Here is a 24768-nt window from a genome sequence, read left to right as displayed (position 1 = left end):
AGATAAAGAGAAAAATAAAAGCAAATATTTTTAAGGTGTTACCAATCATACTTCTTATGAGCATCTAAACGAATAAAGATAAATAAGAGTAGTGTGAATCCCCATAAGGATGAACCACCATAACTAAAAAAGGGTAGAGGGATTCCTACAGTAGGAAATAAACCTATTACCATGCCTATATTTACAGCAACATGAAAAAAGAAGATAGAGGCTACACTGTAGCCATATATCCTTGCAAATTTGTTAGTTTGAATTTCAGAAAGGTATATAATCCTATATAGAAGTATCATAAATAAAATAATAACTAAAGTACTTCCAATGAAGCCCCATTCTTCACCTACGGTACTATATATATAATCCGTATGTTGTTCTGGAACAAAGTTTCCTTGTGTTCTATCTCCTTGTAAAAATCCTTTTCCAGAGAGGCCACCAGAACTAATAGTTTTTTCTGATTGAAATGAGTTGTATCCGATTCCTTTATTATCTTCAACTTTTCCTAACAAAATGTCAAATCTATCTTTTTGATGTTGCTCAAGAACATTGTTATAAGTGTAGCTTATACCTAAAATAAACAAAGTAGTAAAAACATATGAGCTAAATATTTTTAATGCATTAAAGCGGAAAAAACGTTTGTCTTTATAAATACCATATAGTGTGGCAAGTGTTATAATAAATAAACAAGAGCTAAGAACCCATTTAGAACCAAAAGAAATGGTTAATATGAATAGAATAATAGTTGTTGCTCCAAATAAGATATAACTTAATGTAAGCCCCTCTCTGTTTAATACAAAAAAGAAAGCAAAGTAAATTAATACAGAACCCATGTCAGGTTGAAGAGCAATAAAAAAAGCGGGCAAAAAGATGACAATAAAAGTTTTTGCTTGATTTTTTAATAGTTTAAGGTTGTATTGCCGATCACTCATCAATTTAGCTAAGGCCAATGCAGTGAAAGCTTTTGCAAATTCAGAGGGTTGTAATCCAATTCCTCCAAAGTTATACCAAGAAGTTGCGCCATTAATTTTTTTTCCAAAAACTAAAACGCCAGCCAGTAGCACTAGCGAAATTATATATAAAACACTTGCAAATTGTTCGTAAAACTTTGAATTAAAGAATAGGATAAAAATAATTACAGGTATACTTAATCCTATAAAAATAAGTTGCTTTCCATATTTTGTTGAGAAGTCAAATATTTCTCTAGATTCTTCTGTTGAAGAGGAAGCATAAATGTTCATCCATCCAAAACCAACTAAGATGATATATAATAAAACAAGTAGCCAGTCAATTCCTGCAAAAATATTATTTCGTTCTTGTCGCAATTGTATCTGTGTTTTGAATTAGTAATTGGTTGTCGTATCGTTCCTGAAGACTTAAATTAATCATCCTATCTTCTACATGTTTTCTTGTAACTTCACCGTTTAAATATTTTTCAATTAAAAGGCTTGTGATAGGTGCTGCGATTGTAGATCCGTAGCCTCCATTTTCAACAAAAATAGCAATGGCTATTTTTGGGTTATCTTTAGGGGCAAAAGCAACGAAGATTGAATGATCAACTAACTGGACTTTTTTTCGGTTAACTCTAATAAAGTTTTCAACGGTACCTGTTTTCCCACAAATGTCTATTCCCTTAACTTGACTATACCTAGCTGTACCTCTGGTAAATGTTTCATACATCGCCTCAATTGCAATAGGAAAATGTTTAGGAGAAACTGTTGTATTTCTACGAGTTACATATATAGAATCAAGATTAGGTTTGTCTTCAATTTTCTTAACAATATGTGGGGTGTAAAAATAACCTTTATTAGCAATAGCAGCTGTCATATTTGCCAACTGAATAGGTGTGGTTTCTACTTCACCTTGACCAATAGAATTTGAAATAGTGGTTGTTGCTCCCCATCTAAAATCATAACTTCTATCGTAAAAGCTCCCATCAGGAATTCGTCCTTTTTGACCAGAAGGCAAGTCGTATCCTAAATAATTTCCTAACCCAAAACTTTTAGCATGTTCACTCCAAGCGTTTGTGCCAATGGTTGCATTTTCGTATTTGTCTACAATTTTTCTGTAAGTATTAGCAAAATATGTGTTACACGATTTAGCAATAGCTGTTTTTAAACGAACAGGACGACCAACAATTCTACAATGACATCCCATAAATTCATTTGGTCTTCTACCATAACGATAACCATGATTACAGAAGAAACCTGAGTTTTCATCAATAACACCTTCTTGTAAGCCAATTAAACCTGTAAGTATTTTAAAAGGAGAACCTGGTGCGTATGATGCTTGTAAACCTCTGTCGAAAGTAGGCATGTCAATTGTGTCATTAAAAAGTTTTACTGAGTTTGGAGAGCGATTTCGTCCGACTAATAAATTAGGATCATAAGAAGGGGCAGTTACTAGTGCTAAAATTTCACCTGTTTGAGGTTCAAGAGCTACAATTCCTCCTCTTTTACCAGACATTAATAGTTCTCCGTATTGTTGTAATTCGCTATCAATGGTTAATATTAAATCTTTTCCAGGAACTGCTAAAGTGTCATAGATTCCATCTTTAAAAGAACCAGTAATTTCATTTAAGTTATTTCTCTTATAGTATCTTTTTCCTTTTACTCCTCTTAATTCTTTTTCGTATTGTTTTTCTACACCCCAGGCACCAATTAATTCTCCTTGTTCGTAATAGTCGCTTTGTTTAGCTTTGTATTCACTTACCTCACTAATATATCCTAATACATTTGCAGCGGATTTAACGGGGTAGTTTCTAATAATACGTTTTTGAATATAAAAACCTTTGTATTTAGGTAGTTTTTCTTGAAGGTAGGCGTAATCCTCTTTGGCTAATTGTTTTAAAAATACAGATGGTAACCAACGAGCATAATTTTCAGCTTTAGTAAATCGTTTTTTAAAATCTTCTTTGTCTATTTTTAAAAGACTACAAAATTCTAATGTGTCAAGAGGTTCTACTTCTTTCGGAACAATCATTACATCATAAGATAATTGATTTGCTACGAGTAACTTTCCGTTTCTGTCGTATATATAACCTCGTTCAGGGTAATCATACTCAACCTTGATAGTAGCGCTGTGAGTAAGACTATTTTCACTTCCTTTCATTATTTGTAAGTGAAACAATCTTGAGATATAAATAACTCCGATAAGGGTAATTAAAAATATGAGTAAAAAACTTCGTTTCATGTTAGCTTTTTCCTAAATATAAAACTTCCTAAAAAATACAAGAGTAACGTGAAAATACTAGAAAATAGTGTATTTATAAGTACGTTAGTAAAATTGTAAAAGCTAAAGTTAGTTAAACTAAACAAGATAAAATGATGAATAAGTGTTAAAATAGCAGTGTAGTTAAACACTTTATCAAAAGATTCGTGTCTTAAGTTAAAAAGTTGATAGTCTGTAGTAGTTTTTTTAAAGATAACCTTGAAAAAAAATAGTCTAATGTAAGCTATAAACAAGGTAGCAAAAGTGTGTATACCTCCGGAGTTAGAAAATGCATCTATCGAGAGTCCTAAAAAAAAAGCAGTAATTAGAATAGAAAAACGATTCTCTTTAATAGGGTATAGAAAGATAAATACAATGTATATGTAAGGATTTACATATCCTAAAAATAAAATATTATTAAGAACAAGTACTTGTAGTAACAAGAGAAAAACAAATAAAAGTATTAAGTAAATAGTTCTATTCATTATTGTTTTCTAAATTTTTGATTTCTTCTTTGTGAAGATTCGTTACGACATAAATATACCCTAAGTTAGACATGTCATTAAAAAGTTTAATATCAATACTGTTAACAGCAGATAATTCTTCAGGAACTTTTATGATAGTACCAATAGGAATTCCTTCGGGAAAAATAGTAGATCTACCTCCTGTAATAATTGTGTCACCTACTTTGAATACTGCTTGACGAGGAATGTCTGTTAATTGAACAATATTATAATTTTCACCATTCCAAATTAATGTTCCGTAGTGATGGTTGTTTTTAAACTTAGCGTTAATGTTACTTTTAGAGTTTAAAATAGACTGTACTCTAGCAAAATTATTAGATACATTATCAGTGATTCCAATGATACCCTTACTGTTTATTACAGCCATTTCTTTTGAAATATCATCGTTTTTCCCTCTATTGATTGTTATAAAATTATCAGTTTTGCTATAGGAGTTTTTGATTATTTTCCCTGAGGTATAAGTGTAATCAGGGTTCAGTTTAATTGTATCTATAACCTGATGGCTTGAAATACTGTCAAAGTAGCTGTTCAGTCTTTCTAATTTATTTTTTAAGGATAAATTTTCTTCAACTAAAACTAAATTTTTTTCTTTTAAACTGAAATATTCGGATAAGTTAGAAGATTTTTGATATAAACCACCAGTAATAAAATTAGTAGAACTGATAAATTTACTTTTATGAAAAGAGTGGTTGTTAATGATTAATGCAACAGCTATAATTTCTAGAAATAGAAAAAATAAGAAGAACTTATACTTCTGAAAGAAATAAATAAGCTGTTGCATAAATAGTCATTCAATTTTATTTGATTAATACTGTTTTGTATTTCTCTATGTTTTTTAACGCAATACCAGTACCACGAACAACCGCACGTAACGGATCTTCAGCAACGTATACAGGTAAATCTGTTTTTCTAGACAAACGTTTATCTAAACCTCTAAGCATAGATCCTCCACCAGCAAGATAAATACCAGTATTATAAATATCGGCAGCTAATTCAGGAGGAGTTTTAGATAATGTTTCCATCACAGCATCCTCAATACGTAGAATAGACTTGTCTAAAGCTTTAGCAATTTCACGATACGAAACTTGTACTTGCTTAGGTTTTCCACTTAATAAATCACGACCTTGTACCATCATGTCTTCAGGTGGATTATCTAAATCTTCAGTAGCAGAACCTATTTGTAGTTTTATTTTTTCAGCGGTAGTTTCTCCAACATATAAGTTGTGTTGGGTACGCATGTAGTACATAATATCGCTTGTAAATAAGTCACCAGCTACTTTTACTGATTGATCACATACAATGCCAGCCAATGCTATAACAGCAATTTCAGTGGTACCACCACCTATGTCAATAATCATATTTCCTTTAGGCTCCATTATGTCAACACCAACACCAATAGCAGCAGCCATAGGTTCAAAGATTAAATAAATTTCTTTAGCGTTCATATGACGACCAGAATCAATTACCGCTCGTTTTTCTACTTCAGTAATCCCTGAAGGAATACAAATTACCATACGTAATGATGGTGGAAAAAGCCTCTTTTTAATTGCAGGAATTTGTTTTACAAATTCCTTAATCATTTCTTCAGAAGCTTGGAAATCTGCTATGACACCGTCTTTTAAAGGACGTATAGTTTTGATATTTTCATGGGTTTTTCCTTGCATTCTATTTGCTTCATGACCTGTGGCAATAATTTTACCTGTTATTCTGTTACGAGCAACAATAGATGGGTTGTCGATAACAACTTTACCATTGTGAATTATAAGTGTATTGGCAGTACCTAAATCTACTGCAATATCTTCTGTCATGAAATCGAAAAAACCCATAAAGATTTCGTTATTTTATATTTAGTTTAATGTATTTTCACAAATCTAATAAAAATCTGTGGGTAATTTACATTGAATATAATTAATGTTTAAAATGTCTTGTTCCAGTAAAAACCATTGCTACATTGTTATCATTACAATAGTCAATACTTAATTGATCTTTAATAGAACCACCTGGTTGAATTACACTTTTAATTCCTGCTTTATCTGCAATTTCTACACAGTCAGGAAAAGGGAAAAAAGCATCACTAGCCATAACCGCTCCGTTTAAATCGAAGTTAAAGCTTGTTGCTTTTTCAATCGCTTGTCTTAAAGCATCAACTCTACTTGTTTGACCAGTACCACCAGCTAATAATTGCTTATCTTTTACTAAGATAATTGTATTAGATTTTGTGTTTTTGCATAGCTTAGATGCAAATAACAAATCCTCTAACTCACTTTCTGATGGTTTATTGTTAGTAGGGTATGATAAATCTTCTAATTTATCAGTAATATAGTCTTTATCTTGAACTAAAACCCCGTTTAAAGCAGTTCTAACTGTTTGTTTTGGTAATTCTATTTCTTTTTGAACTAGGATTACTCTGTTCTTTTTACCTTTTAAAATTTCTAAAGCATCAGCATCGTATGCAGGAGCTATAACAACTTCACAGAATAAATTGTGAATCTCCTCAGCAGTAGCTTTGTCAATTTTTGTATTTGCAATTAAAATACCTCCAAAAGCAGAAACAGGATCACCAGCTAAAGCATCAACATAAGCTTGATGAATTGTTTTACGTTGTGCAAAACCACAAGCATTATTGTGTTTTAAAATGGCAAATGTAGGATCTTCACCTTTAAACTCTTCAATTAAGTTTACAGCAGCATCAACATCTAATAAGTTATTGTAGCTTAACTCTTTTCCGTGTAATTTGTCAAACATTGCATCTAAATCGCCAAAGAAAAATCCTTTTTGGTGTGGATTTTCTCCATAGCGTAACACTTTAGAAGTAGTTTCACTTGCTTTGTAAACAACTTCATCTTCATTAAAATAGTTAAAGATGGCTGTATCGTAGTGAGACGAAATATTAAATGCTTTTGCAGCAAACTTTTTTCTGTCGGTTAAAGAAGTGTTTCCGTTGTTTTCAGAAATAATATTTAGGAACTCTTCGTATTGTTCCATTGAAGAAACAATAACAGTATCTTTAAAGTTCTTAGCAGCTGCACGGATTAGTGAAATTCCTCCGATATCAATTTTTTCAATAATATCTTGTTCAGAAGCACCAGAAGCTACTGTTTTTTCAAAAGGATATAAATCTACAATCACTAAATCTAATTGTGGAATATTATACTCTTCCATTTCAGCAACATCACCATCGTGGTCTTGTCTGTTTAAAATTCCGCCAAAAACTTTTGGATGTAATGTTTTAACACGTCCTCCTAAAATTGAAGGGTATGAAGTAACGTCTTCTACAGGTACAACTTCAATACCTAAGTCGTTGATAAATTTTTCTGTACCACCAGTAGAATAGATAGTAACCCCTAATTCGTTAAGCTTTTTTACGACAGGCTCTAATCCGTCTTTATGAAAAACGGAAATTAATGCTGATTTAATAGTTTTTGTATTGTTCATTATTGTTGTGTTGTTAAGCTTGCAAAGCTAGTAAAACGCTAGGGCTTACACAATAAAATTTTAAGTTTTGAAAAGTAAAAAACGCCGCCAAAATTAATTCAATTCTGGTGGCGCTTTCATACAACAAATATGAAAAAAGAAAACATTACTCTGCAGTTTCTAAAAAGTTACGAAACCAAGTAGTAAATTTTTCTAATAAAGATTGTTGTGATGCTGAACGAGCATTAGCATTACCTAATGCTGCATAAGAAGGATATTCTCTATTGCTCATAATTAAGGGGATTAAATGGGGTTTATTATAAAACTTACCAAATAAAATAAAAAAAATCCTAATAATCAAATGATTATCTAAAAAAAATTAGATAAAACTTGCTACTCTTTCACATACATACTCTAGTAAAGCCTCGTCATTTGAGGTGAAAGGGTTAACGGTGTGAGAATCAATGTCTATTTGACCAATATTTTCTCCGTTCACAAAAATTGGAATTACAATTTCTGATTTTACTTTCCATCCACAAGAAATATAATTGTCTTGTTGATTTACATCTTGTACAACAAAATTTTCATTACTTACAGCAACTTGACCACAAATACCTTTTCCGAAAGGTATGATAGTGTGTTCGGTTGGCTCTCCGTTAAATTGTGCTAGCTTAAGCTCTTTTTTATTGCCGTTTCTAAAATAAAAACCTACCCAATCATAGTAAGCAATTTCTGAAGCTAAATAATCGCAGATTTGCTGAAGTTTTTCTTCTTTAGAAGAGGTGTTGTTAGCTATAGTGTCAATATTGTTTTTTAGTTCTTGTATGTTCATTTTTTTATGTTTCTTATCTTGTTCGTAAACAGTATTTAAAGCTTACAAAAATAATTGGATGTATTGTGATAAAAAACGGAATTTTTAATTTTTTGTATGTTTGTAATGGATGAAGAAATTCGTTTCTAAAATAATAGCTACACTCTTAGCACTTGTTGTGTTACTATCTACATTTTCTTTTAATGTAGAAAAACACTTTTGTGGAGATTCTTTAGTGGCAATTTCTTATGTAGGTAATGTAGATAGCTGTAATGATGTAGAGAAAGACAGTTGTGAGAGTAAAACAATAGACCCTTCATGCTGTAAAGACGATACAGAGTTTTTAAAAGGACAAACTCAAATTCAAAAATCATCTGTTGAAAAAGTAATCTTTGCAAAGATTGCCACAGTAATTACTTCATATATTTATAACAAACAATTATTTCTAAATTTAGAAAAACAGTTTGTTCCACACAGGTTGTATATACCACCCGAACTGTTTTCCGACATACAGGTACTTCACGAAGTTTTTATCATATGATTTTAAAATTCTATTACAAGTAAATAAGAATTTTAAAATAGAGTATGATAGATAAAAAATGAAAAATAAATTTTTAATCAGTATATGTTTACTGATACCATCCATGTTTTTTGCTCAACAGGCGTTAACAGGAACTATTAAAGATAAAAATTATCCAAAAAAGAATTTAGGAATTTTTGGAGCCAATGTATATTGGTTACATACGAGTGTTGGAGCTACAACAGACCAAAAAGGAGAGTTTAAAATTCCGTATAAAAAGGAGTATAAAAAATTAATAATAAGTTTTGTTGGTTATAAGACAGATACAATAAATGTTAACAGTACAAAACCAATCAATCACTATTTAACAGAAAGTAATACGTTAAATGAGGTGGCTGTTTCAGCCAAAAAAGGCTCAACACAAAGGTCGTATTTACAAACACAGAACTTGGTGACTATTAATAGTGATGAATTGTTAAAAGCAGCTTGCTGTAACCTGTCCGAAAGCTTTGAAACCAACCCATCTATTGATGTTAATTTTTCTGATGCATTAACGGGTACAAAACAAATTCAAATGTTAGGGCTAACAAGTCCGTATTTGTTGATTACTCAAGAAAATATACCTTCAATTAGAGGAGCAGCACAAGCATTCGGGTTAACATTTACGCCTGGAACTTGGGTAGAAAGTATTCAAATTACCAAAGGAGCAGGTAGTGTTGTAAATGGTTTTGAAAGTATTTCAGGTCAAATAAATACCGAGTTAGTAAAACCATCAACCAATCATAAGTTTTTCCTTAATGCTTATGGAGCAGTAGGAGGTAGGTTAGAATTAAATACCCATTTTAATCAAAAAGTGAGTGAGAAATGGCAAACAGGTTTGTATGTTCATGGAAATTATAGAGGAGAAAAGTTTGATAAAAACAACGACAATTTTTTAGATAATCCGTTAGCAGAACAAATTAACGTGATGAATCGTTGGCAATATACAGATACAGAAAAAGGCTGGGTAAGCTTTATCAATTTTAGGTATTTAAACGATTCAAAACAAGTAGGAGAGATTAACTTCAATCCAGAAGTAGACAAAGGGTCTAATACTGTCTGGGGAAGTGAAATTAAAACCAAGCGTTTTGATACATCGTTAAAAATAGGATATGTTTTTCCAGATATGCCTTTTCAAAATATGGGGATTCAAGCAGCTTACAGCAGTCATAAACAAGATTCATATTTTGGATTGAGAGACTATAATATTGAGCATGAAAGCTTTTATAGCAACTTCATGTTTAGTTCTATTATTGGAGATACTCGTAATAAATTTAAAACAGGGGCTAGCTTTACCTATGATAAATACGATGAATTTGTTAGTGCAGCAATGAATCCGAATTTTGATAGAAAAGAAAACTCTGTAGGTGCATTTTTTGAATACGCTTATGATAATGCCGATAATTTAAGTGTTACTGCAGGACTTCGATTAGATCATCATAATTTATTAGGAACTTTTGTAACACCTAGGTTACACATGCGTTATGTTCCTTGGGGAAGAGGTGTGTTAAGAGCTTCTGTTGGGAGAGGAAAACGAAGCGCTAATATTTTTGCAGAGAATCAACAGCTTTTTGCTTCATCAAGAGCAATTACTATTGAAAATGCAGACGGAAATATTTATGGTTTAGATCCAGAAGTGGCTTGGAATTACGGAGTGTCTTTTTTGCAGGGGTATAAGTTATTTGGAAAAAAAGGAGATGTAACATTTGATTTTTATCAAACAAACTTCTCAAATCAGGTGGTAGTCGATTGGGAAAACCCGCAAGAAATTTCTTTCTATAATTTAGAAGGAAAAAGTATAGCCAATAGCTTTCAGGTAGAGATGAATCAAAACATTATTCCATACTTTAATACTCGATTTTCGTATAAATTTTATGATGTTTCTACAGATTATAAATCAGGAAATTTAGCAAAAGCTTTGCAGGCAAAACATCGCTTTTTTGCTAATGTATCTTACGAAACTAAAACCGAAGAAAGTGATGCTAGCTGGAAGTTTGATGTAACTTATAATTGGATTGGAGAACAACGTTTACCTAATACAAATAACCAGTTACCGAGGTATTCGGATAGCTATAACTTGTTAAATACCCAAATAACAAAAGTGTTTTCAAAAAAGTTTGAAGTGTATGTTGGAGCTGAAAACATCACAAATTACAAACAAAAAAATCCTATATTAGGAAGTGATAATCCATTTGGTGCAAATTTTGATACCACAATTATATATGCGCCAGTTTTTGGGAGTAACTTCTATGCAGGATTACGATTTAAAATAAATTAATAAATAAAAAATAAAGAATAGATGAAAAATATATTTTTATTAGCAGTAGTTTTACTAGTAAGTACATCAGCATTTGCTCAGAAAAAAAATGCTAAAGTTTCTTTTGAAGTAGATGGCGTTTGCATGATGTGTAAACAACGTATTGAAAAAGCAGCACTAAAAACAAAAGGTGTAAAGTATGCAAAATGGGATGTTAATACACATGAATTAAGTTTAATTATTGATGAACGTAAGACGAATACAGAAGTAGTTAAAAAAACTATTGCGGGTGTAGGTCACGATACGAAAGATTTTAAAGCACCTAAAGAAGCGTATGATAATTTACATGAATGTTGTAAATATCGTGATGAACAAGTGAAGGAAGATCACAAAAAGCCTAAGAAATAAAAAAAATCCCGAGTTAAGGCTCGGGATTTTTTTATTACATCATTTGTAAATTGTTAATTTCTTGTTGTGTAAGTTCGCGCCATCTACCACGAGGTAAATTCTTTTTGGTTAAACCAGCGAAAACAACTCTGTCAAGCTTAATAACTGTGTATCCGAAATGTTCAAAAATCTTACGAACAATACGGTTTCTTCCTGAGTGAATTTCAATACCAACTTCTGTTTTCTTTTCTCCATCTACATATGAAACAGCGTCAATAAATACTTTTCGTCCTTCAATAACTACATCGCCACGTAATTTTTCTAAATCAGCTAAAGTTAATTTTTTGTCTAACGAAGCGTGGTATAATTTACGCACGTTGTGTTTTGGATGCGTTAATTTCTTGGCCATTTCACCATCATTAGTGAATAGTAATAAACCAGTGGTGTTTCTGTCTAATCTTCCTACAGGATAGATACGTTCTTTGGTAGCATTAGCAATAATTTCCATCACTGTTTTACGACCGCGATCGTCTTCCATAGTAGTGATGTAATTTTTAGGTTTGTTAAGTAGTACGTAACGCTTTCTTTCCATAGAAATTAACGTTCCATCAAAACGAACTTCATCAGTAGGTTGTACTTTGTACCCCATTTCAGTAACCAATTTTCCGTTTACTGAAACGCTTCCATGCTCAATGTAGGTGTCAGCTTCTCTACGAGAACATATTCCAGAATTTGAGATAAACTTGTTTAAACGAATACCAGTGTCTTCTGCTTTTTTCTGAACAGGTTTGTTGGTTTTAGGTTTTCTGAAATCTTTTTTGAATTGATTTTTTCCTTGAGGATTGCTGTTGCGTCCAGCTTGTCGTCCTCTCGACGAGTTTTTTGAATTCATTATTAAGTTTTTAAAAAGTGCGCAAATTTACGCTAATTATTTGGTTTTTAATCTAAAACTTCGATTACTTTATCTAAAATTAAAGACTTATCAATAAACAATAAACTGAACACACCAATTAATAATAACACTTTTAAAATGTTGTGTGCTAATCGGTATTGATTTTTTTGAACAGAATTCCATGTGTAGAACCCTACAAAGATTAAGGTAATTGCAGCTAAATAAAAGTAATATTTCATGTACTCAATCGCAGGGTAAGTGTTTATAATTCCGATAGGTATTAATGTGAGAAACATTAATAAAATAATAGTTTTTTTGGTGTTGTGTTCACCATAAATTACAGGGAAAGTGTTGTAATTGTTAGCAATTGCTCCTTTTATGTTTTCTAAATCTTTAATTAACTCTCTTGTCATAATAACCAAAAAGAGAAAAATGGCATGTACAAAAATTACTTTAGAAAAATTTTTATAGTGAACAAAAATGACAAAAAAAGGAAGTATAGTTAAAATGGTTGCAGTGATGAGTCCAATTAGAGGATATTTCTTTAATTTATGTGAGTAGAACCAGATGCCAAAAATATACACAGCAAAAAAGAAGGCAGCTCTCCAAGATACTAGCCAGCCAAAACCAAAACCTATAAAATTCAGTAAAAAATAAAGTCTGAGTTTTGTTTCTTGTTTTACGTAAGAGTCAATCCCTGTTTTTATAGGGCGATTAATTTTATCAGCATTTTTATCATAAAAATTATTAATGATATATCCTGCTGCAACCACGCAAACAGTAGCGATAACCAGGTAAAGTAGGTGCCAGTCGAAAACAACGGGTTTTACTGATTTTGTATCAGAAAAAATAAAAATAGCAGCTAAATATTGAGCTGCTATTAATACTAAAATGTTGTAACCTCTTATGACAGATAAAAGGCTAAATATTTTTAAAAGTAAGGTGTTGTTTTTAAATGTACTCATAGTAGCATTTTAAAAGCGATACACCAACTCTAATTTATAATCTTTTAAACTATTTTTTGCTTTTTCGTAATCTTCAGTAAACCCTAAGATGTAACCTCCACCACCAGAACCACAAAGCTTTAAGTAGTAATCGTTAGTTTGAATTCCTTTTTCCCAAACTTTATGAAAAGCGGTAGGAATCATAGGTTTAAAGTTAGCTAATACTACTTTTGATAACTTTTTTACATTGCCAAATAACGATTTTACGTTTCCTTGTAAAAAATCTTCAATACAAGCATCAGTATGAGTAGCAAACTCTTCGCTAATCATTTTACGAAAACCTTCATTTTTCATCTTGTTCATAAAGATGTTAACCATAGGTTCTGTTTCGCCTACTTGTTCTGAATCTAATAAGAAAACGGCTCCTTTTCCTTCTTTTTGAGAAGGAATACCTGCTGGTTCAATATGTTCTTTTGAATTGATTAGGATTGGTAAACTTAAATATGAGTTTAACGGATCTAATCCAGAGCTTTTTCCATGGAAAAAAGATTCCATTAAAGAAAAGATTTGTTTTAACGTAAGTAACTTATCGCGTGTAAGGTTTTCTAAAACAGTAATTTTATTATTAGCATACTGGTCGTAGATAGATGCTACTAAAGCACCAGAACTTCCTACTCCATATCCTTGTGGGATAGAAGAATCGAAGTACATACCATTATCGATATCATTTTTTAATGATCTTAAATCAAAAGAAACTAAATCAGAATTCAAGTTTGCCAAATAGGTGTAAAATTTAGCTAGACTTTGATTTGATTTTTCAGCTTCTCCCGTTAGGTTTTTAGCAGACTTTAATGCGCCTTTATAAGAGCTAAAAGGAATAGCTAATCCTTTAGAATCTTTGATGATTCCATATTCTCCGAAGAGTAATATTTTAGCGTAAAATAAGGGTCCTTTCATAGATAGTTTAATTACAGTGCAAACATACAAGTAAAAGTGCTAGTTTACAAACTAGTATACATTTTTGTAAAAAGTTTTCCAAATACCAACTTTCTCATTTTCGCGGTACTTTCCTTTGGATTCTATTTTACCATTTTTGTAAAAAGTTTTCCAAATACCTTCTCTTTTACCGTCTTCATATTTACCTTCTTCCTTAAGTTCTCCCGATTCGTAGTAAACTTTTCGTATACCATGTAATTTTCCATTCTTGTAATTGGCTTTGTGAAAAGGTTTACCATTTGGGTGATAATACAAAACTAAACCGTCAAATTCCTCTTCATTAGGAATGTTAACAGTGCTAAATCCTTCCATTTGAATTTGTCCATTCTTGTAGTAATCTACAATCCAATAGCCATTATTCATTCTTTTAGGAGTGGGTCTGTAAAATTCGTGATTTTCTTTTGTCGTTTCTTGCCAGTTTTTATCAAACCATACTGTGTCTTGTGCTAAGATAGACGTAGTGATAAAAAGAGCAAAAAAGGATAGTAGTATAGTTGAATTTCTCATAATAATGGAGATTTAGGTTACATAGGTTTTGCGCCAAAACCCACACTATCACAAATATACTGATTTTTTTGGCAGTATGTAGCTAAAACATTCTTAATAAACGCTTCTATTTCAGACTTTTCTGAATTAGGGTATAATACGTGTACATTTGCACCTGCATCTAAAGTAAAGCAGATATTACTGTTGTTTCCCTCCCTATATTCCCAGATTTTATTGATAATTTCTAGCGTATTAGGCTTCATTAAAATAAAATAAGGATTACTGGTAAGCATCATAGCATGTAATGTTAATGCTTCGCTTTCTACTAAATTAATGAAAGCTTTAATGTCTCCATTTTGAAGAATTTTTGATAATTTTTCAAGGTTTTCATTCGCTTGAATAAAACGATTTTCAGCGTATGGATGGTTGTGCATTAGATTATGACCAACAGTACTTGAAACTTGTTTTTCTCCTTTATCAACTAATAAAATTGTGTCTTGATAATTTTCGAAAATAGGATGTACTTCGTGTGGAAATTTTACTCCATAAAGGTCAGAACTTCCTTTAATTTCAGGATGTTCACCCCAAACAACTAATGGGCCCTCGATACTTCTGCTGGCGCTTCCTGAGCCTAAGCGAGCTAAAAAAGAAGCTTTTTTATTAATGTATTCTTTAGTTAAAGTGGGATTTAATTCTTTTTCTAAATTCATTAAACACATTGCGATAGCACTCATTCCACTTGCTGAAGAAGCAATACCGCTACTATGAGGAAATGAATTTTCCGAAGAAATAACCATAGAATATTCTAAGATATACGGACAATAGTCTTGAATTCGCTCAAAGAATTTAGCGATTTTAGGCTTAAAATCATCTTTCTTTTTTCCTTCAAAAAACAACTCAAACTCTGTTTGGTTTTTAGAGTCAGTCTTTGTAAACTCAATTTTTGTAGTAGTATGGCAGTTATTTAGCGTGAAGCTTATTGAAGCATTTTTAGGTATTTGTGGTTCGCTTTTTCCCCAGTATTTTACCAAAGCAATATTGCTAGGTGTTTGCCAAGTAACTGTTAAGTTTTCTACTTTTTTGTCTTGAGATTGAAATATAAAATCAGATGTATTCAAGGTGTAAAATTTTGCGGTAAAGATAAAGTTTCACTTACACTTGTGCTAATTTTTGTAAAACAGTGTCTTTGTAACTTCTACTTATTGAAATGGCTTTTTTTTGAATTTCGATATACTCATTGGTGTATGAGTCAATTTTATTAAGTGCTATAATAAAAGAACGATGTACACGTAAAAATTGTTCTTTAGGTAGTTTCTCATCAAAACTACTAATTGTTTCTCTAGTTATTATTGTGCTATCGTTGGTAAATACTTTTACATAGTCGCCTAAACTTTCAATGTATAAGATGTCACAGAAGTTAATTTTCACCATTTTTCTATCAGCTCTTACAAACATAAAATCTTTAAAAGTTTCATTTTCTTTAGAAGTATTTATAAAGGAGTTTGGTGTTGAAATTTTTTGAACAGCTTGTAAGAATCGATCAAAGGCAATAGGTTTTAGTAGGTAATCTGTAACTTGTAAATCAAAACCATCAACAGCATAGTCTCGATAAGCTGTGGTAAAAATTATGTTAGATTTTTTATTAATGATTTTAGCTAAGCTTAATCCGTTAATTTCTGGCATATTAATGTCTAAGAAGAATAAATCGATTGCATCAGTTTGTGTAACCTGTAATGCTTCTACTGCATTTTTACAGCTTGCAATTAACTCTAAGTTAGGTGTTTTTTTTATAAACGATTCGAGAATTTCTCTAGCTATTGGTTCATCGTCAACAATTACACAAGTTATTTTCTTAGCCATTTTTTAACGGGATTTTTAAATCAACAATAAAGAGATCGTTTTCAGATGAAATAGAAAGTTTAGACTGTTGCTTGTACAACATTTCTAATCTTTTTTGAATGTTTTCTAATCCAATTCCTTTCTTGTTGTTTGTGTTTTCTTTGAATGTGTTTTTGATATGGAAACTCAAAAAATCTTCAGTAGTTTTTAAATTAATATTAATATGTAAAACATTGTTAATTTGTGTACCGTGTTTAAAAGCATTTTCAACAAAGGGTAACAATAACATTGGTGGAATTTGAATAGTGTCATCATGTAAGTTTTTGATGAAATTAACTTCTAAACTTTCTTGAAAACGCATTTTCTCCAAAGAGATATAATCTTCAATATGTTGAATTTCATTTTTTAATAGTACTGAAGGTTTATCAACTTGATAGAGGATATAATCTAATAAGTTGGAAAGCTTTAAAATCATATCTGGTGCAGTATCCGATTTTTTAAGGGCAAATCCGTATAGGGTGTTTAAAGTGTTGAACAAAAAATGTGGATGGATCTGCATTTTTAAGAATTTTAGTTCTTGTTCTTTTAGCTGTAATTGAGTCTGTAAGAATTTATTTTCTAAGGTTTTTTTCTCTTCAATCGATTTATAATTATGGCTTAGTATTTTATATCCACTGGCTAAAACAATGATTAAAAATACACATACCAAAATAACAGAGGAACTTTTGGTTAAGGCAGGCATGTTTTGAAATTCTAAATTAAAAAAGAAAACAAACCCAAAAACAACAGTAGCCAATACACCAAAAAGTGTAAAAATGATAGCATAACTAGTGTATAGTAAAAACGACCAATATTTTTTAGTAAGTAAATAATTAGGAATTAAGTTGTACGCAAAAACATAGGATGTTATAATAGAAATAGCGGATAAAATACTAGTGAACCAAAAAAGGAATTGAGGGTTGTTACTCCCTGTACTAAAGAATAAGTAAAAAAATAACCATACAAGCCCCCAAAATAAAATATGAAGAGGAATTTTGTATAAAAAAGGAGTAAATATCTTTAACATCTTGTAAAAAAGCACATTTTTAAGCTCAAATAAAAGTAAAAATAGATGAAATAAGGATTAAGTAGGTTTTTTAACCAGTTTTCTATTTTGGAAGTTAAACTTGTTAAAAGAGGAAAGAAGTAGGTTGTTTATCGTAATTTTAATTTTTTATTTGAGGTCAATCATACTTTTACAACATATAATTTAAAAACTAATTTTATGGATTTTATTATTGAAGGTGGAGCACCGTTTATGATTACACTTGTAGTATTATTAATACTTATAGTTATTTTATTTGTTAGAGGATTGAAGAATAATACAGAGAAAAATGCTAAACTTATTAAATCTATTGGCTTATTTTCTTTAGTGTTTGGTGTGTTTGAATTTGTCTTAGGTATGTTAGGTGCTTTGGCGGCTATATCAGTAGCAAACGGAGTTTCGTCTCAAGTTTTAGCGGCAGGGTTTAGAGCAGGAATGTTGGCGCCAGCTTTTGGATTGTTTATTTTTCTTTTAGGAAGACTCTTTGATATTGTCTTGCTATGGAAAAGAGAAGACTAATCTAGTTTTTTGATCAGTTAGTTCTTTTAATACCCATTTCTAATATAGAAATGGGTATTTTTGTTGCATGAGAAAAATTAAATTGATTTGGGATTTTAAAGGTCCAGATGGATTGGAAACGGCAAAGCATCACTGTATTCATTTAAAAGAATTTTCGCAGATAGATAACTTACCATATCATGAAGTAAATTTTGTATCTTTAAACGAAATGCATACCACAGCTTTTATAGTGGTTGATGAAGAGTATATGAAAGTTTTTAGAGATGCATTAAAGCCTCATAGAGGAGAATTAGCTTAAGTAACACAAAAAAAATAAACCTATGTTTTTAATTAATGCCTTAGCAAAACCTAAAAAATCTTCTGAACATTACGATGAAGTTTTGGGTGCTTATGTGAGTTTGTATATCGACTATAAAGATATTGAAGGAGCTATGCAATTAGCTAAATTTTACATCAAAAATGAAGACTGGAAAATAGTAGAAATAGAAGATGAATATTTTACGCTAGATTCTGTTGATGATGTAGAAGATGATGAGCAAAAAGAATTATATGAAGAAGCTGTAGAGTATGGATACTCTATCATTTTTAACTGCTACGAAGAAGAAGGAGAAGACGAAGATTAAAAAAAGTAAAGTCATTTCGAACGAAGAAAGAACTTTTAAAACTTTGTTCGAAATGATTTTTAATTTATTCTGCTATTGCTTTGGCACAAATAAAACCACCTGTCCAAGCATTTTGAAAATTAAACCCTCCAGTAACGGCGTCAATATTTAATACTTCACCGACAAAGAATAAATTTTGATGTTTTTTACTTTCAAAACGTTTAAAGTTGATTTCCTTTAAATCCACACCACCAGCAGTTACAAATTCTTCTTTAAAAGTAGTACGACCATTAGCATTGAATAAGCCTTGTGTTAATTGATTGGCTAAGTTTTGAAGCTGTTTGTTGGAAAGATCAGCCCAGTTCTGATTGTTTTTTATTTCTGAAGCTGTAACCAATCGTTCCCATAATCGGCGTGGAATATCACTAAAAGGTGATTTTAAAATTATCTGTTTTTTAGCCTGTGATTTCTTTAGTCCTTGTAACTCTTCGAGAACAGAATTCGTATCTTGCCCTAACCAATTTACCAGTACATTGTATTGATAATTTTTGTCAGCTAAAATACGAGCACCAAAAGCGGATAATTTTAAAATAGCAGGTCCACTTAAACCCCAGTGAGTAATTAATAAAGGACCAGAGTTTTCTAAATTAGTTCCAACAAGTGAAACTTCTGCATTAGGTACCGAAATTCCGCCTAAATCAATAATTCGTTTGTCTTTTATGTTGAAAGTAAATAAAGAAGGAACGGGTTCAATAATAGTATGGTCTAGGGTTTTACATAAATCCCAAACTTTTTTACTGCTTCCTGCAGCAACAACCACAAAATCAGCTTCAAAATCTTGATTTTTTGTGTTGATAAACCATTTCTCACCTTGTTGATAAATGGAGTTTACACCATGGTTTTTTAACACTGTAATTCCGAGGTTATCAACAGCATCTTGAAAACAATCTATAATAGCTTGAGAAGTATTAGCTTCAGGAAATACTCGATTGTCTTCTTCAATTTTTAAAGGAACTCCACGATTTTCAAACCATTCAAAAATATCACCAGTCATAAATTTATGAAATGGGCCAAGTAGTTCTTTTTCACCCCTTGGGTAGAATTTTGTTAGTTCTTTGGGTTCAAAACAAGCATGAGTAACATTACAGCGACCTCCACCAGAAATCTTCACCTTTTGTAAAACCTCTTTTCCTTTTTCGAGAATTGTAATGTCTAATTTAGGATTGAACTCTTTTGCATTTATTGCAGTAAAATAACCTGCTGCTCCACCACCTATAATAACTACTTTTTTCATTATAAAATCATTTCTTTATACGAAAGAACAGTTTCGAATCCTTTTTGTTTAAAGTAACTTATTGTGTCTTCGTTTCCAGTAGCTAAAACAAAATCACCACCCCAAGCTCCTAAACTTTTTACTTCACCAAAATAATCAGAAAACAATCTCTCTTTTACAGTGATTTGCTTTGTAATAGAACTAATGATTCGCTCATGTTCAATGATAATTTTACCCAGGTCTTTGGAAGTTTTAGCTTTTAAAAACTCTTGAGTTAAGTTGTCAATTTCAGGAATTAATGTTTTAGCTTCTACTTTATGTTTTTTATAGTGAGCAATTCCTTCTCTACTATTTTGTTTTTGATTCAAATGAATAAAAAATAACTCTTCAGAAAAACTAGGTTTAAAATTAACTTCTTCAATAAGAGGTTGTTTTTCTTTTAGTTTGTATAGAATTGGTGTATTGTGTTTTGCACAAGCAATATCGTAACCACTACCAGAAAAAGCATTCCAAAGCAGTGTAAACGGATTCACGTTTGCCCAAGTAGCAATATTGTTAATTAAGGTTGATGAACTTCCTAATCCCCAGTTTTGTGGAAAAGTTAAATTGGTTTTTACAATAAAACCGTGCTCAGTATTTAAAAATTCTTGATTTAAACGTTTTGCTTCTTGTAAAATATCTCGTAAAGTCTCAGCAATAAACTCAGCACTTCCTTCTTTGTCTGAATTAAACGTTGCTGAAGTTAATCTTAGTTTTGGTAAATCAAAAGAAGCCTCGAACCAACATTCTCCAGTATGTGTAAAACTTCCCCAGATAAGTTGAGGTTCCTTGATGGGTTCAATAATTAAATCTTGCCCAAACTTAGTAGGAACAGCTAATGAGGTTGCACCATCCAAAACAACATATTCTCCAGTGAGTAATAATTTTCCGTTAGAATAGTGTCGCATTATACTAATCCAAATTGTTTAAAGTGATGTGTGAAATGTTTTACTTGGAATTTTTTCCAATATTCATAATCTAGCTCACCAAAAAATGGGTGTACTACCTTTCTGTTTGGATTTTCATTAAAAACAGTTTCAAAATATTGTACTTGTTCGATTAAATCATCAACAGCTTCTTCCATAGAGTTAAACTTTAATGGAGTTGGGTCTTCTGATAAAAATGGAGCTTTAAACCCGACTTGTAATTCACTATCAGAATTTAAAAACGGTTTTCTTCTAGCTGACTTCTCATCAGAAACATAAATGTCGACATTCCAGTTTCCATTAGCTATTTGAGTTACTGCACTTACGTGCTCCACCATTTGCTGTCCATTCATTTTTCCAAATAAAGGTTTTGCATCAGTTTTTAAATTAGCAAGTGTACTACGTACTTCTTCCTCATTTAAAAAATCTACCCATTGTACTTTGGGTTTACGTAACTCGTTTAATTTTTCTACCACAGCACTATGTGAGGCAGTTCTGTCATCAAAATAAGCTACCACAGCTTCTTTTTCTTCATTGGTTGCTTTGTGCTGATTTAAGATATTCATCAAGTGCATTTTCATGTGCCCATGTTGAATACCTTTAGTGGTTAAGGCGCGTAAAGCAGCAAAGTTTTGAGCTAAACCAGCAGCAGCAATAATTTGCATTAAGGTGCGTGCACTTGGTTTTTGCATCATGTCTAACGATAATTTTGCCATTGGGTGTAAGGCGGTCAATCCACCTACGGTTCCCAATGCTAAAGGAATTTCAATCCAAAACCTAAAAATACCGTCTTTTACTTCACAGTGTGTTAGGCTTTTATATTGTCCATCTTTAGAAGCGTATGCATGTGCGCCAGCTTCAATAGCTCTGAAATCATTACCTGTTGCTAAAACAACTGCGTCGATTCCATTCATAATTCCTTTATTATGAGTAACTGCTCGATAAGGTTCTATCTCAGCAATTTTAACTGCTTGTTCAAATTTTTGAGAAAATTTTTCAGGATTTTTACTACCTAATTCTGAAACTTTACAGCTTACTTCAGCTCTAACCAAACATTCAGGAACATAGTTAGAAAGAATACTCATTACAATTTCAATATCATCTTTTCTAAAAGCCTTTGCAATAGCTTCTAAGCAAGAGTTAATGAAGTTAGCCCCCATACTATCTTTTGTTTCAAACGTAACATGTAATTGATAGTAGTTTGCAAGTTTATCAGTTTTATCAACTAATTGAATATCTAAAATTCCACCACCGCGCTTTTCCATGTTCTTAGTTATGGGTGCCGTGGCAGCACGTAATTCAGTTTTTTGTTGGTTGAAGTAAGTTTCTAACTCTTTTTTATCACCGGCATACATAAAATGTACCTGACCTATTTTAGTTGTAGAAATCACTTCTGTTTTAAACCCACCCCTGGTACTCCAGTATTTAGCTACCTTAGAAGCAGCAGCAACCACAGAGCTTTCTTCAACTACCATTGGTATTACATAACTACGTCCATTAATTACAAAGTTAGGAGCAACGCCATAAGGCATATAGAAGTTAGAAATAGTATTTTCGATAAAATCATCATGCAACTGTTGTAGTTTTTCATCTACATTCCAGTATTGCTTAATGGTTTGTGTAATTTCTGGTTGATTGTTAAAGTAACTTTTAGCCAACCAGTCTATTTTTTCCTCTTTGGTAAGTTTTGAAAAACCAGAGATTGTTTTAGACATCCTCAATTCATTTTTTGATGGTTCAAAGATAAGTTAAACGTGTTAAAATAGAGGTGATATTTAGTTTTTATGATTTTTTTGAGGGGATTTTTGGCTATTTTTCCGTAAACTTGGCAAACTTTTTAGATAAACAACAACTTAATATGAAGAAATTATTACTATTATTTATAGGGATATCTTCGCTAGTGCAAGCTCAGAAAAAAGATATTTCCTTAGAGGATATATGGATAAAAGGCACGTTTAGAGTAGATTATATGAATTCTTTAAACTCTATGAATGGAGATTTTTATTCGCTACTAAACTATGAAAACGGAAGTACTTCAGTAGATAAATACAGCTATGAAACTCTAGAAAAAGTAGCCACTATTGTAAATAGTAAAGATTTAGCGGGATTGAAAACATTTCAATCATACAGTTTTAACAATGACGAAACTAAATTGATTTTAGGTACCAACTTTAAACCAATTTTTCGTCATTCTTTTTTAGGTACATTCTATGTGTACGATATTGCTAAAAAGACATTGGATCTTATAGGTACAGATATTCAAGAACCTACATTTTCTCCTGATAGCAAAAAAGTAGCCTATGCTAAAGCAAATAATTTATTTATTAAAGATTTTTCTAATAATACAGTTATTCAAATAACTAGCAACGGTAAAAAGAATGAGATAATTAATGGTATTACTGATTGGGTATACGAAGAAGAGTTTGGTTTTGTAAAAGCTTTCGATTGGAGTGCAGATGGTAATAACTTGGCTTTTTTACGTTTTAACGAAACTGAAGTAAAAACGTTTTCTATGGATGTTTACGGAAAAGAAAAGTATCCATCACAACACGTTTTTAAATATCCAAAAGCAGGAGAAGCTAATGCTAAAGTTTCCTTACATATTTTCTCATTAAATACTGGTAAAACTGCTGAGATTAGAGTGGGAGATTACGAGTATATTCCGAGAATTAACTGGACAAAAGATGCTAATTTATTAGCTGTACGCACTTTAAACCGTCATCAAAACGATTTAAAAATGTATTTTGTTGATGCTAACTCATACAGAAGTCACTTAGTTTTAAATGAAACAGATAAAGCTTATGTAGACATTAATGATGATTTAACATTTTTAGATGATAATAGTTTTATCTGGACAAGTGAAAAAGATGGTTACAACCATATTTATCACTATAGTAAAGACGGGCAGTTATTAAATCAAGTAACTAAAGGAAACTGGGAAGTTACTTCTTACTACGGTTATAATGCTGATAAGAAAACCATCTATTATCAATCTGTAGAAAATGGTTCTATCAATAGAGGAGTATATAGTGTTTCTCTAGACGGAAATAACAAGAAGTTGTTAAGTAATCCTTCAGGAACAAATAGAGCTTCTTTTAGTAAAAACATGCACTACTTTATCAATACATTTTCTGATGCAAACACACCGCCTGTATATACATTAAGAAATAATGAAGGAAAAGTGTTAAAAACGATTATTGATAATGCAGCTTTAAAAGAAACTATTACAGGATATAATTTAAGTAAAAAAGAGTTTTCTACAATTAATGTTAACGGAAACGACTTAAATATGTACACTATCAAGCCTGTAAACTTTGATGAGAACAAAAAATATCCAGTATTAATGTATCAATACTCTGGTCCAGGTTCTCAAAATGTAAAGAATAGCTGGAATGGTTCTAATGATTATTGGCATCAAATGTTAGCACAAAACGGTTATATTGTTGTTTGTGTTGACGGAAGAGGAACAGGTTTTAAAGGTCGAGACTTCAAAAAAGTAACCTACATGAACTTAGTAAAACATGAAACTGAAGATCAAATTTCAGTAGCTAAAGAATTAGCTAAGTTACCTTATGTAGACGCAAATAGAATTGGTATTTGGGGGTGGTCTTTTGGAGGACATATGAGTACCAACTGTTTATTAAAAGGAAACGATGTGTTTGCTGCTGCAATTGCTGTAGCACCAGTAACTACATGGCGTTTTTATGATACTATTTATACAGAACGTTACATGCGTACACCAGAGGAAAATCCAGCAGGATATGATGACAACTCACCTTTAAATTATCCAGAATTATTAAAAGGGAAATATTTATTAATTCATGGAACAGGTGATGATAATGTGCACGTACAAAACGCTTACAGAATGGCTGAAGCTTTAATTCAAGCTAATAAGCAATTTGAGTGGGGTATTTACCCAGATAAAAATCATGGTATATATGGAGGTAATACGCGTTTACACTTATATACTAAGATGACTAACTTCATTAAAAACAACTTATAAACTAAAACAATA

General features: G+C 31.4%; 25 protein-coding genes. 7 read left to right on the top strand and 18 right to left on the bottom strand.

The genetic code is table 11. The annotated features are described in order from the left end of the window. Positions 1–38: 38 nt before the first annotated feature. The 8 genes from rodA to N534_RS0103780 form a co-directional block, all read right to left on the bottom strand. Positions 39–1316, bottom strand: a complete 1278-nt coding sequence (gene rodA, locus N534_RS0103815; RefSeq protein ID WP_028891215.1) for a rod shape-determining protein RodA — start codon at positions 1314–1316, stop codon at positions 39–41. Beyond that, positions 1297–3183, bottom strand: a complete 1887-nt coding sequence (gene mrdA / locus N534_RS0103810; RefSeq protein ID WP_028891214.1) for a penicillin-binding protein 2 — start codon at positions 3181–3183, stop codon at positions 1297–1299. The genes rodA and mrdA overlap by 20 nt, the downstream gene beginning before the upstream one ends. Beyond that, the gene (gene mreD / locus N534_RS0103805) at positions 3180–3686 is read right to left on the bottom strand and encodes a rod shape-determining protein MreD (protein ID WP_028891213.1); all 507 of its coding nucleotides are present in this window, start codon (positions 3684–3686) and stop codon (positions 3180–3182) included. The genes mrdA and mreD overlap by 4 nt, the downstream gene beginning before the upstream one ends. Next, on the bottom strand, positions 3679–4506 hold the full coding sequence (mreC, locus tag N534_RS0103800) for a rod shape-determining protein MreC (RefSeq protein WP_028891212.1): 828 nt from the start codon (positions 4504–4506) through the stop codon (positions 3679–3681). Before mreC ends, mreD begins: the two co-directional genes overlap by 8 nt. Positions 4507–4522: 16 nt before the next feature. Beyond that, positions 4523–5551 (bottom strand): rod shape-determining protein, encoded by a 1029-nt coding sequence (locus tag N534_RS0103795; RefSeq protein WP_028891211.1) that lies wholly within the window; start codon positions 5549–5551, stop codon positions 4523–4525. Positions 5552–5633: 82 nt separating this feature from the next. Further along, positions 5634–7160 (bottom strand): bifunctional phosphoribosylaminoimidazolecarboxamide formyltransferase/IMP cyclohydrolase, encoded by a 1527-nt coding sequence (gene purH / locus N534_RS0103790; RefSeq protein ID WP_028891210.1) that lies wholly within the window; start codon positions 7158–7160, stop codon positions 5634–5636. Positions 7161–7305: 145 nt separating this feature from the next. Further along, entirely contained in the window at positions 7306–7431 is a 126-nt protein-coding gene (locus N534_RS15540; protein WP_255326689.1) for a hypothetical protein, read from the bottom strand. Positions 7432–7518: 87 nt separating this feature from the next. Further along, complete coding sequence (locus tag N534_RS0103780) at positions 7519–7971, bottom strand: GAF domain-containing protein (RefSeq protein WP_028891209.1); 453 nt, start codon at positions 7969–7971, stop codon at positions 7519–7521. Between the two features lie 109 nt (positions 7972–8080). Between N534_RS0103780 and N534_RS0103775 the strand changes: the two genes are divergently transcribed. Genes N534_RS0103775 through N534_RS0103765 form a run of 3 tightly spaced genes read left to right on the top strand, consistent with a single transcriptional unit; the run spans position 8081 to position 11174 of the window. Beyond that, entirely contained in the window at positions 8081–8491 is a 411-nt protein-coding gene (locus N534_RS0103775; protein ID WP_028891208.1) for a hypothetical protein, read from the top strand. 58 nt (positions 8492–8549) lie between these two features. Beyond that, the gene (locus N534_RS0103770; protein WP_028891207.1) at positions 8550–10787 is read left to right on the top strand and encodes a TonB-dependent receptor; all 2238 of its coding nucleotides are present in this window, start codon (positions 8550–8552) and stop codon (positions 10785–10787) included. Between the two features lie 21 nt (positions 10788–10808). Next, positions 10809–11174 carry a heavy-metal-associated domain-containing protein gene (locus N534_RS0103765; protein ID WP_028891206.1) on the top strand — a complete coding sequence of 122 codons (366 nt, stop codon included), beginning with the start codon at positions 10809–10811 and terminating at the stop codon, positions 11172–11174. 34 nt (positions 11175–11208) lie between these two features. Here the strand turns inward: N534_RS0103765 and N534_RS0103760 are convergent, their stop codons facing one another. Genes N534_RS0103760 through N534_RS0103730 form a run of 7 tightly spaced genes read right to left on the bottom strand, consistent with a single transcriptional unit; the run spans position 11209 to position 17376 of the window. After that, on the bottom strand, positions 11209–12045 hold the full coding sequence (locus N534_RS0103760; protein WP_028891205.1) for a pseudouridine synthase: 837 nt from the start codon (positions 12043–12045) through the stop codon (positions 11209–11211). A gap of 47 nt (positions 12046–12092) precedes the next feature. Beyond that, positions 12093–13010, bottom strand: coding sequence for a geranylgeranylglycerol-phosphate geranylgeranyltransferase (locus tag N534_RS0103755; protein ID WP_028891204.1), 918 nt, complete (start codon positions 13008–13010; stop codon positions 12093–12095). Positions 13011–13019: 9 nt separating this feature from the next. Beyond that, the gene (locus tag N534_RS0103750) at positions 13020–13946 is read right to left on the bottom strand and encodes a mevalonate kinase (protein ID WP_028891203.1); all 927 of its coding nucleotides are present in this window, start codon (positions 13944–13946) and stop codon (positions 13020–13022) included. 51 nt (positions 13947–13997) lie between these two features. Next, complete coding sequence (locus N534_RS15000) at positions 13998–14492, bottom strand: toxin-antitoxin system YwqK family antitoxin (protein WP_051435838.1); 495 nt, start codon at positions 14490–14492, stop codon at positions 13998–14000. 17 nt (positions 14493–14509) lie between these two features. Continuing rightward, positions 14510–15589 (bottom strand): diphosphomevalonate/mevalonate 3,5-bisphosphate decarboxylase family protein, encoded by a 1080-nt coding sequence (locus N534_RS0103740; RefSeq protein WP_028891202.1) that lies wholly within the window; start codon positions 15587–15589, stop codon positions 14510–14512. Between the two features lie 34 nt (positions 15590–15623). After that, entirely contained in the window at positions 15624–16331 is a 708-nt protein-coding gene (locus N534_RS0103735) for a LytTR family DNA-binding domain-containing protein (RefSeq protein WP_028891201.1), read from the bottom strand. Further along, on the bottom strand, positions 16324–17376 hold the full coding sequence (locus tag N534_RS0103730; protein ID WP_028891200.1) for a sensor histidine kinase: 1053 nt from the start codon (positions 17374–17376) through the stop codon (positions 16324–16326). The genes N534_RS0103735 and N534_RS0103730 overlap by 8 nt, the downstream gene beginning before the upstream one ends. A gap of 198 nt (positions 17377–17574) precedes the next feature. On the opposite strand from N534_RS0103730, the gene N534_RS0103725 reads away from it, so the two are divergent. From N534_RS0103725 to N534_RS0103715, 3 genes are all read left to right on the top strand, one after another. Beyond that, positions 17575–17913 (top strand): MotA/TolQ/ExbB proton channel family protein, encoded by a 339-nt coding sequence (locus tag N534_RS0103725; protein ID WP_028891199.1) that lies wholly within the window; start codon positions 17575–17577, stop codon positions 17911–17913. A 67-nt stretch (positions 17914–17980) separates the two neighbouring features. Further along, positions 17981–18211: a hypothetical protein gene (locus N534_RS0103720; RefSeq protein ID WP_028891198.1), complete on the top strand. Its 231-nt coding sequence runs from the start codon at positions 17981–17983 to the stop codon at positions 18209–18211. 22 nt (positions 18212–18233) lie between these two features. Then, positions 18234–18536, top strand: coding sequence for a hypothetical protein (locus N534_RS0103715; RefSeq protein ID WP_028891197.1), 303 nt, complete (start codon positions 18234–18236; stop codon positions 18534–18536). A gap of 64 nt (positions 18537–18600) precedes the next feature. Here the strand turns inward: N534_RS0103715 and N534_RS0103710 are convergent, their stop codons facing one another. From N534_RS0103710 to N534_RS14390, 3 genes are read right to left on the bottom strand one after another with little or no spacing between them, the layout of a single operon-like run. After that, the gene (locus tag N534_RS0103710) at positions 18601–19809 is read right to left on the bottom strand and encodes an NAD(P)/FAD-dependent oxidoreductase (RefSeq protein WP_028891196.1); all 1209 of its coding nucleotides are present in this window, start codon (positions 19807–19809) and stop codon (positions 18601–18603) included. Beyond that, positions 19809–20735, bottom strand: a complete 927-nt coding sequence (locus N534_RS0103705) for a GYDIA family GHMP kinase (RefSeq protein ID WP_028891195.1) — start codon at positions 20733–20735, stop codon at positions 19809–19811. The genes N534_RS0103710 and N534_RS0103705 overlap by 1 nt, the downstream gene beginning before the upstream one ends. After that, on the bottom strand, positions 20735–22474 hold the full coding sequence (locus tag N534_RS14390) for a hydroxymethylglutaryl-CoA reductase, degradative (protein WP_255326688.1): 1740 nt from the start codon (positions 22472–22474) through the stop codon (positions 20735–20737). The genes N534_RS0103705 and N534_RS14390 overlap by 1 nt, the downstream gene beginning before the upstream one ends. Positions 22475–22611: 137 nt before the next feature. On the opposite strand from N534_RS14390, the gene N534_RS0103695 reads away from it, so the two are divergent. Further along, positions 22612–24756, top strand: coding sequence for a S9 family peptidase (locus tag N534_RS0103695; RefSeq protein ID WP_028891194.1), 2145 nt, complete (start codon positions 22612–22614; stop codon positions 24754–24756). Positions 24757–24768: the final 12 nt, after the last annotated feature.

It is taken from the genome of Tenacibaculum sp. 47A_GOM-205m (assembly GCF_000518405.1).
Taxonomy (GTDB): domain Bacteria; phylum Bacteroidota; class Bacteroidia; order Flavobacteriales; family Flavobacteriaceae; genus Polaribacter; species Polaribacter lutimaris.
The sequence above is the reverse complement of the archived record's forward strand: the minus strand, read 5'-3'. Positions and strand labels throughout refer to the sequence as shown.

Bases quoted from the DNA above. Each gene is read 5' to 3' on its own strand.
- mrdA (WP_028891214.1), bottom strand. From the start codon at position 3,183: ATGAAACGAAGTTTTTTACTCATATTTTTAATTACCCTTATCGGAGTT.
- mreD (WP_028891213.1), bottom strand. From the start codon at position 3,686: ATGAATAGAACTATTTACTTAATACTTTTATTTGTTTTTCTCTTGTTA.
- mreC (WP_028891212.1), bottom strand. From the start codon at position 4,506: ATGCAACAGCTTATTTATTTCTTTCAGAAGTATAAGTTCTTCTTATTT.
- N534_RS0103795 (WP_028891211.1), bottom strand. From the start codon at position 5,551: ATGGGTTTTTTCGATTTCATGACAGAAGATATTGCAGTAGATTTAGGT.
- purH (WP_028891210.1), bottom strand. From the start codon at position 7,160: ATGAACAATACAAAAACTATTAAATCAGCATTAATTTCCGTTTTTCAT.
- N534_RS15540 (WP_255326689.1), bottom strand. From the start codon at position 7,431: ATGAGCAATAGAGAATATCCTTCTTATGCAGCATTAGGTAATGCTAAT.
- N534_RS0103780 (WP_028891209.1), bottom strand. From the start codon at position 7,971: ATGAACATACAAGAACTAAAAAACAATATTGACACTATAGCTAACAAC.
- N534_RS0103775 (WP_028891208.1), top strand. From the start codon at position 8,081: ATGAAGAAATTCGTTTCTAAAATAATAGCTACACTCTTAGCACTTGTT.
- N534_RS0103770 (WP_028891207.1), top strand. From the start codon at position 8,550: ATGAAAAATAAATTTTTAATCAGTATATGTTTACTGATACCATCCATG.
- N534_RS0103765 (WP_028891206.1), top strand. From the start codon at position 10,809: ATGAAAAATATATTTTTATTAGCAGTAGTTTTACTAGTAAGTACATCA.
- N534_RS0103760 (WP_028891205.1), bottom strand. From the start codon at position 12,045: ATGAATTCAAAAAACTCGTCGAGAGGACGACAAGCTGGACGCAACAGC.
- N534_RS0103755 (WP_028891204.1), bottom strand. From the start codon at position 13,010: ATGAGTACATTTAAAAACAACACCTTACTTTTAAAAATATTTAGCCTT.
- N534_RS0103750 (WP_028891203.1), bottom strand. From the start codon at position 13,946: ATGAAAGGACCCTTATTTTACGCTAAAATATTACTCTTCGGAGAATAT.
- N534_RS15000 (WP_051435838.1), bottom strand. From the start codon at position 14,492: ATGAGAAATTCAACTATACTACTATCCTTTTTTGCTCTTTTTATCACT.
- N534_RS0103735 (WP_028891201.1), bottom strand. From the start codon at position 16,331: ATGGCTAAGAAAATAACTTGTGTAATTGTTGACGATGAACCAATAGCT.
- N534_RS0103730 (WP_028891200.1), bottom strand. From the start codon at position 17,376: ATGTTAAAGATATTTACTCCTTTTTTATACAAAATTCCTCTTCATATT.
- N534_RS0103725 (WP_028891199.1), top strand. From the start codon at position 17,575: ATGGATTTTATTATTGAAGGTGGAGCACCGTTTATGATTACACTTGTA.
- N534_RS0103720 (WP_028891198.1), top strand. From the start codon at position 17,981: ATGAGAAAAATTAAATTGATTTGGGATTTTAAAGGTCCAGATGGATTG.
- N534_RS0103715 (WP_028891197.1), top strand. From the start codon at position 18,234: ATGTTTTTAATTAATGCCTTAGCAAAACCTAAAAAATCTTCTGAACAT.
- N534_RS0103710 (WP_028891196.1), bottom strand. From the start codon at position 19,809: ATGAAAAAAGTAGTTATTATAGGTGGTGGAGCAGCAGGTTATTTTACT.
- N534_RS0103705 (WP_028891195.1), bottom strand. From the start codon at position 20,735: ATGCGACACTATTCTAACGGAAAATTATTACTCACTGGAGAATATGTT.
- N534_RS0103695 (WP_028891194.1), top strand. From the start codon at position 22,612: ATGAAGAAATTATTACTATTATTTATAGGGATATCTTCGCTAGTGCAA.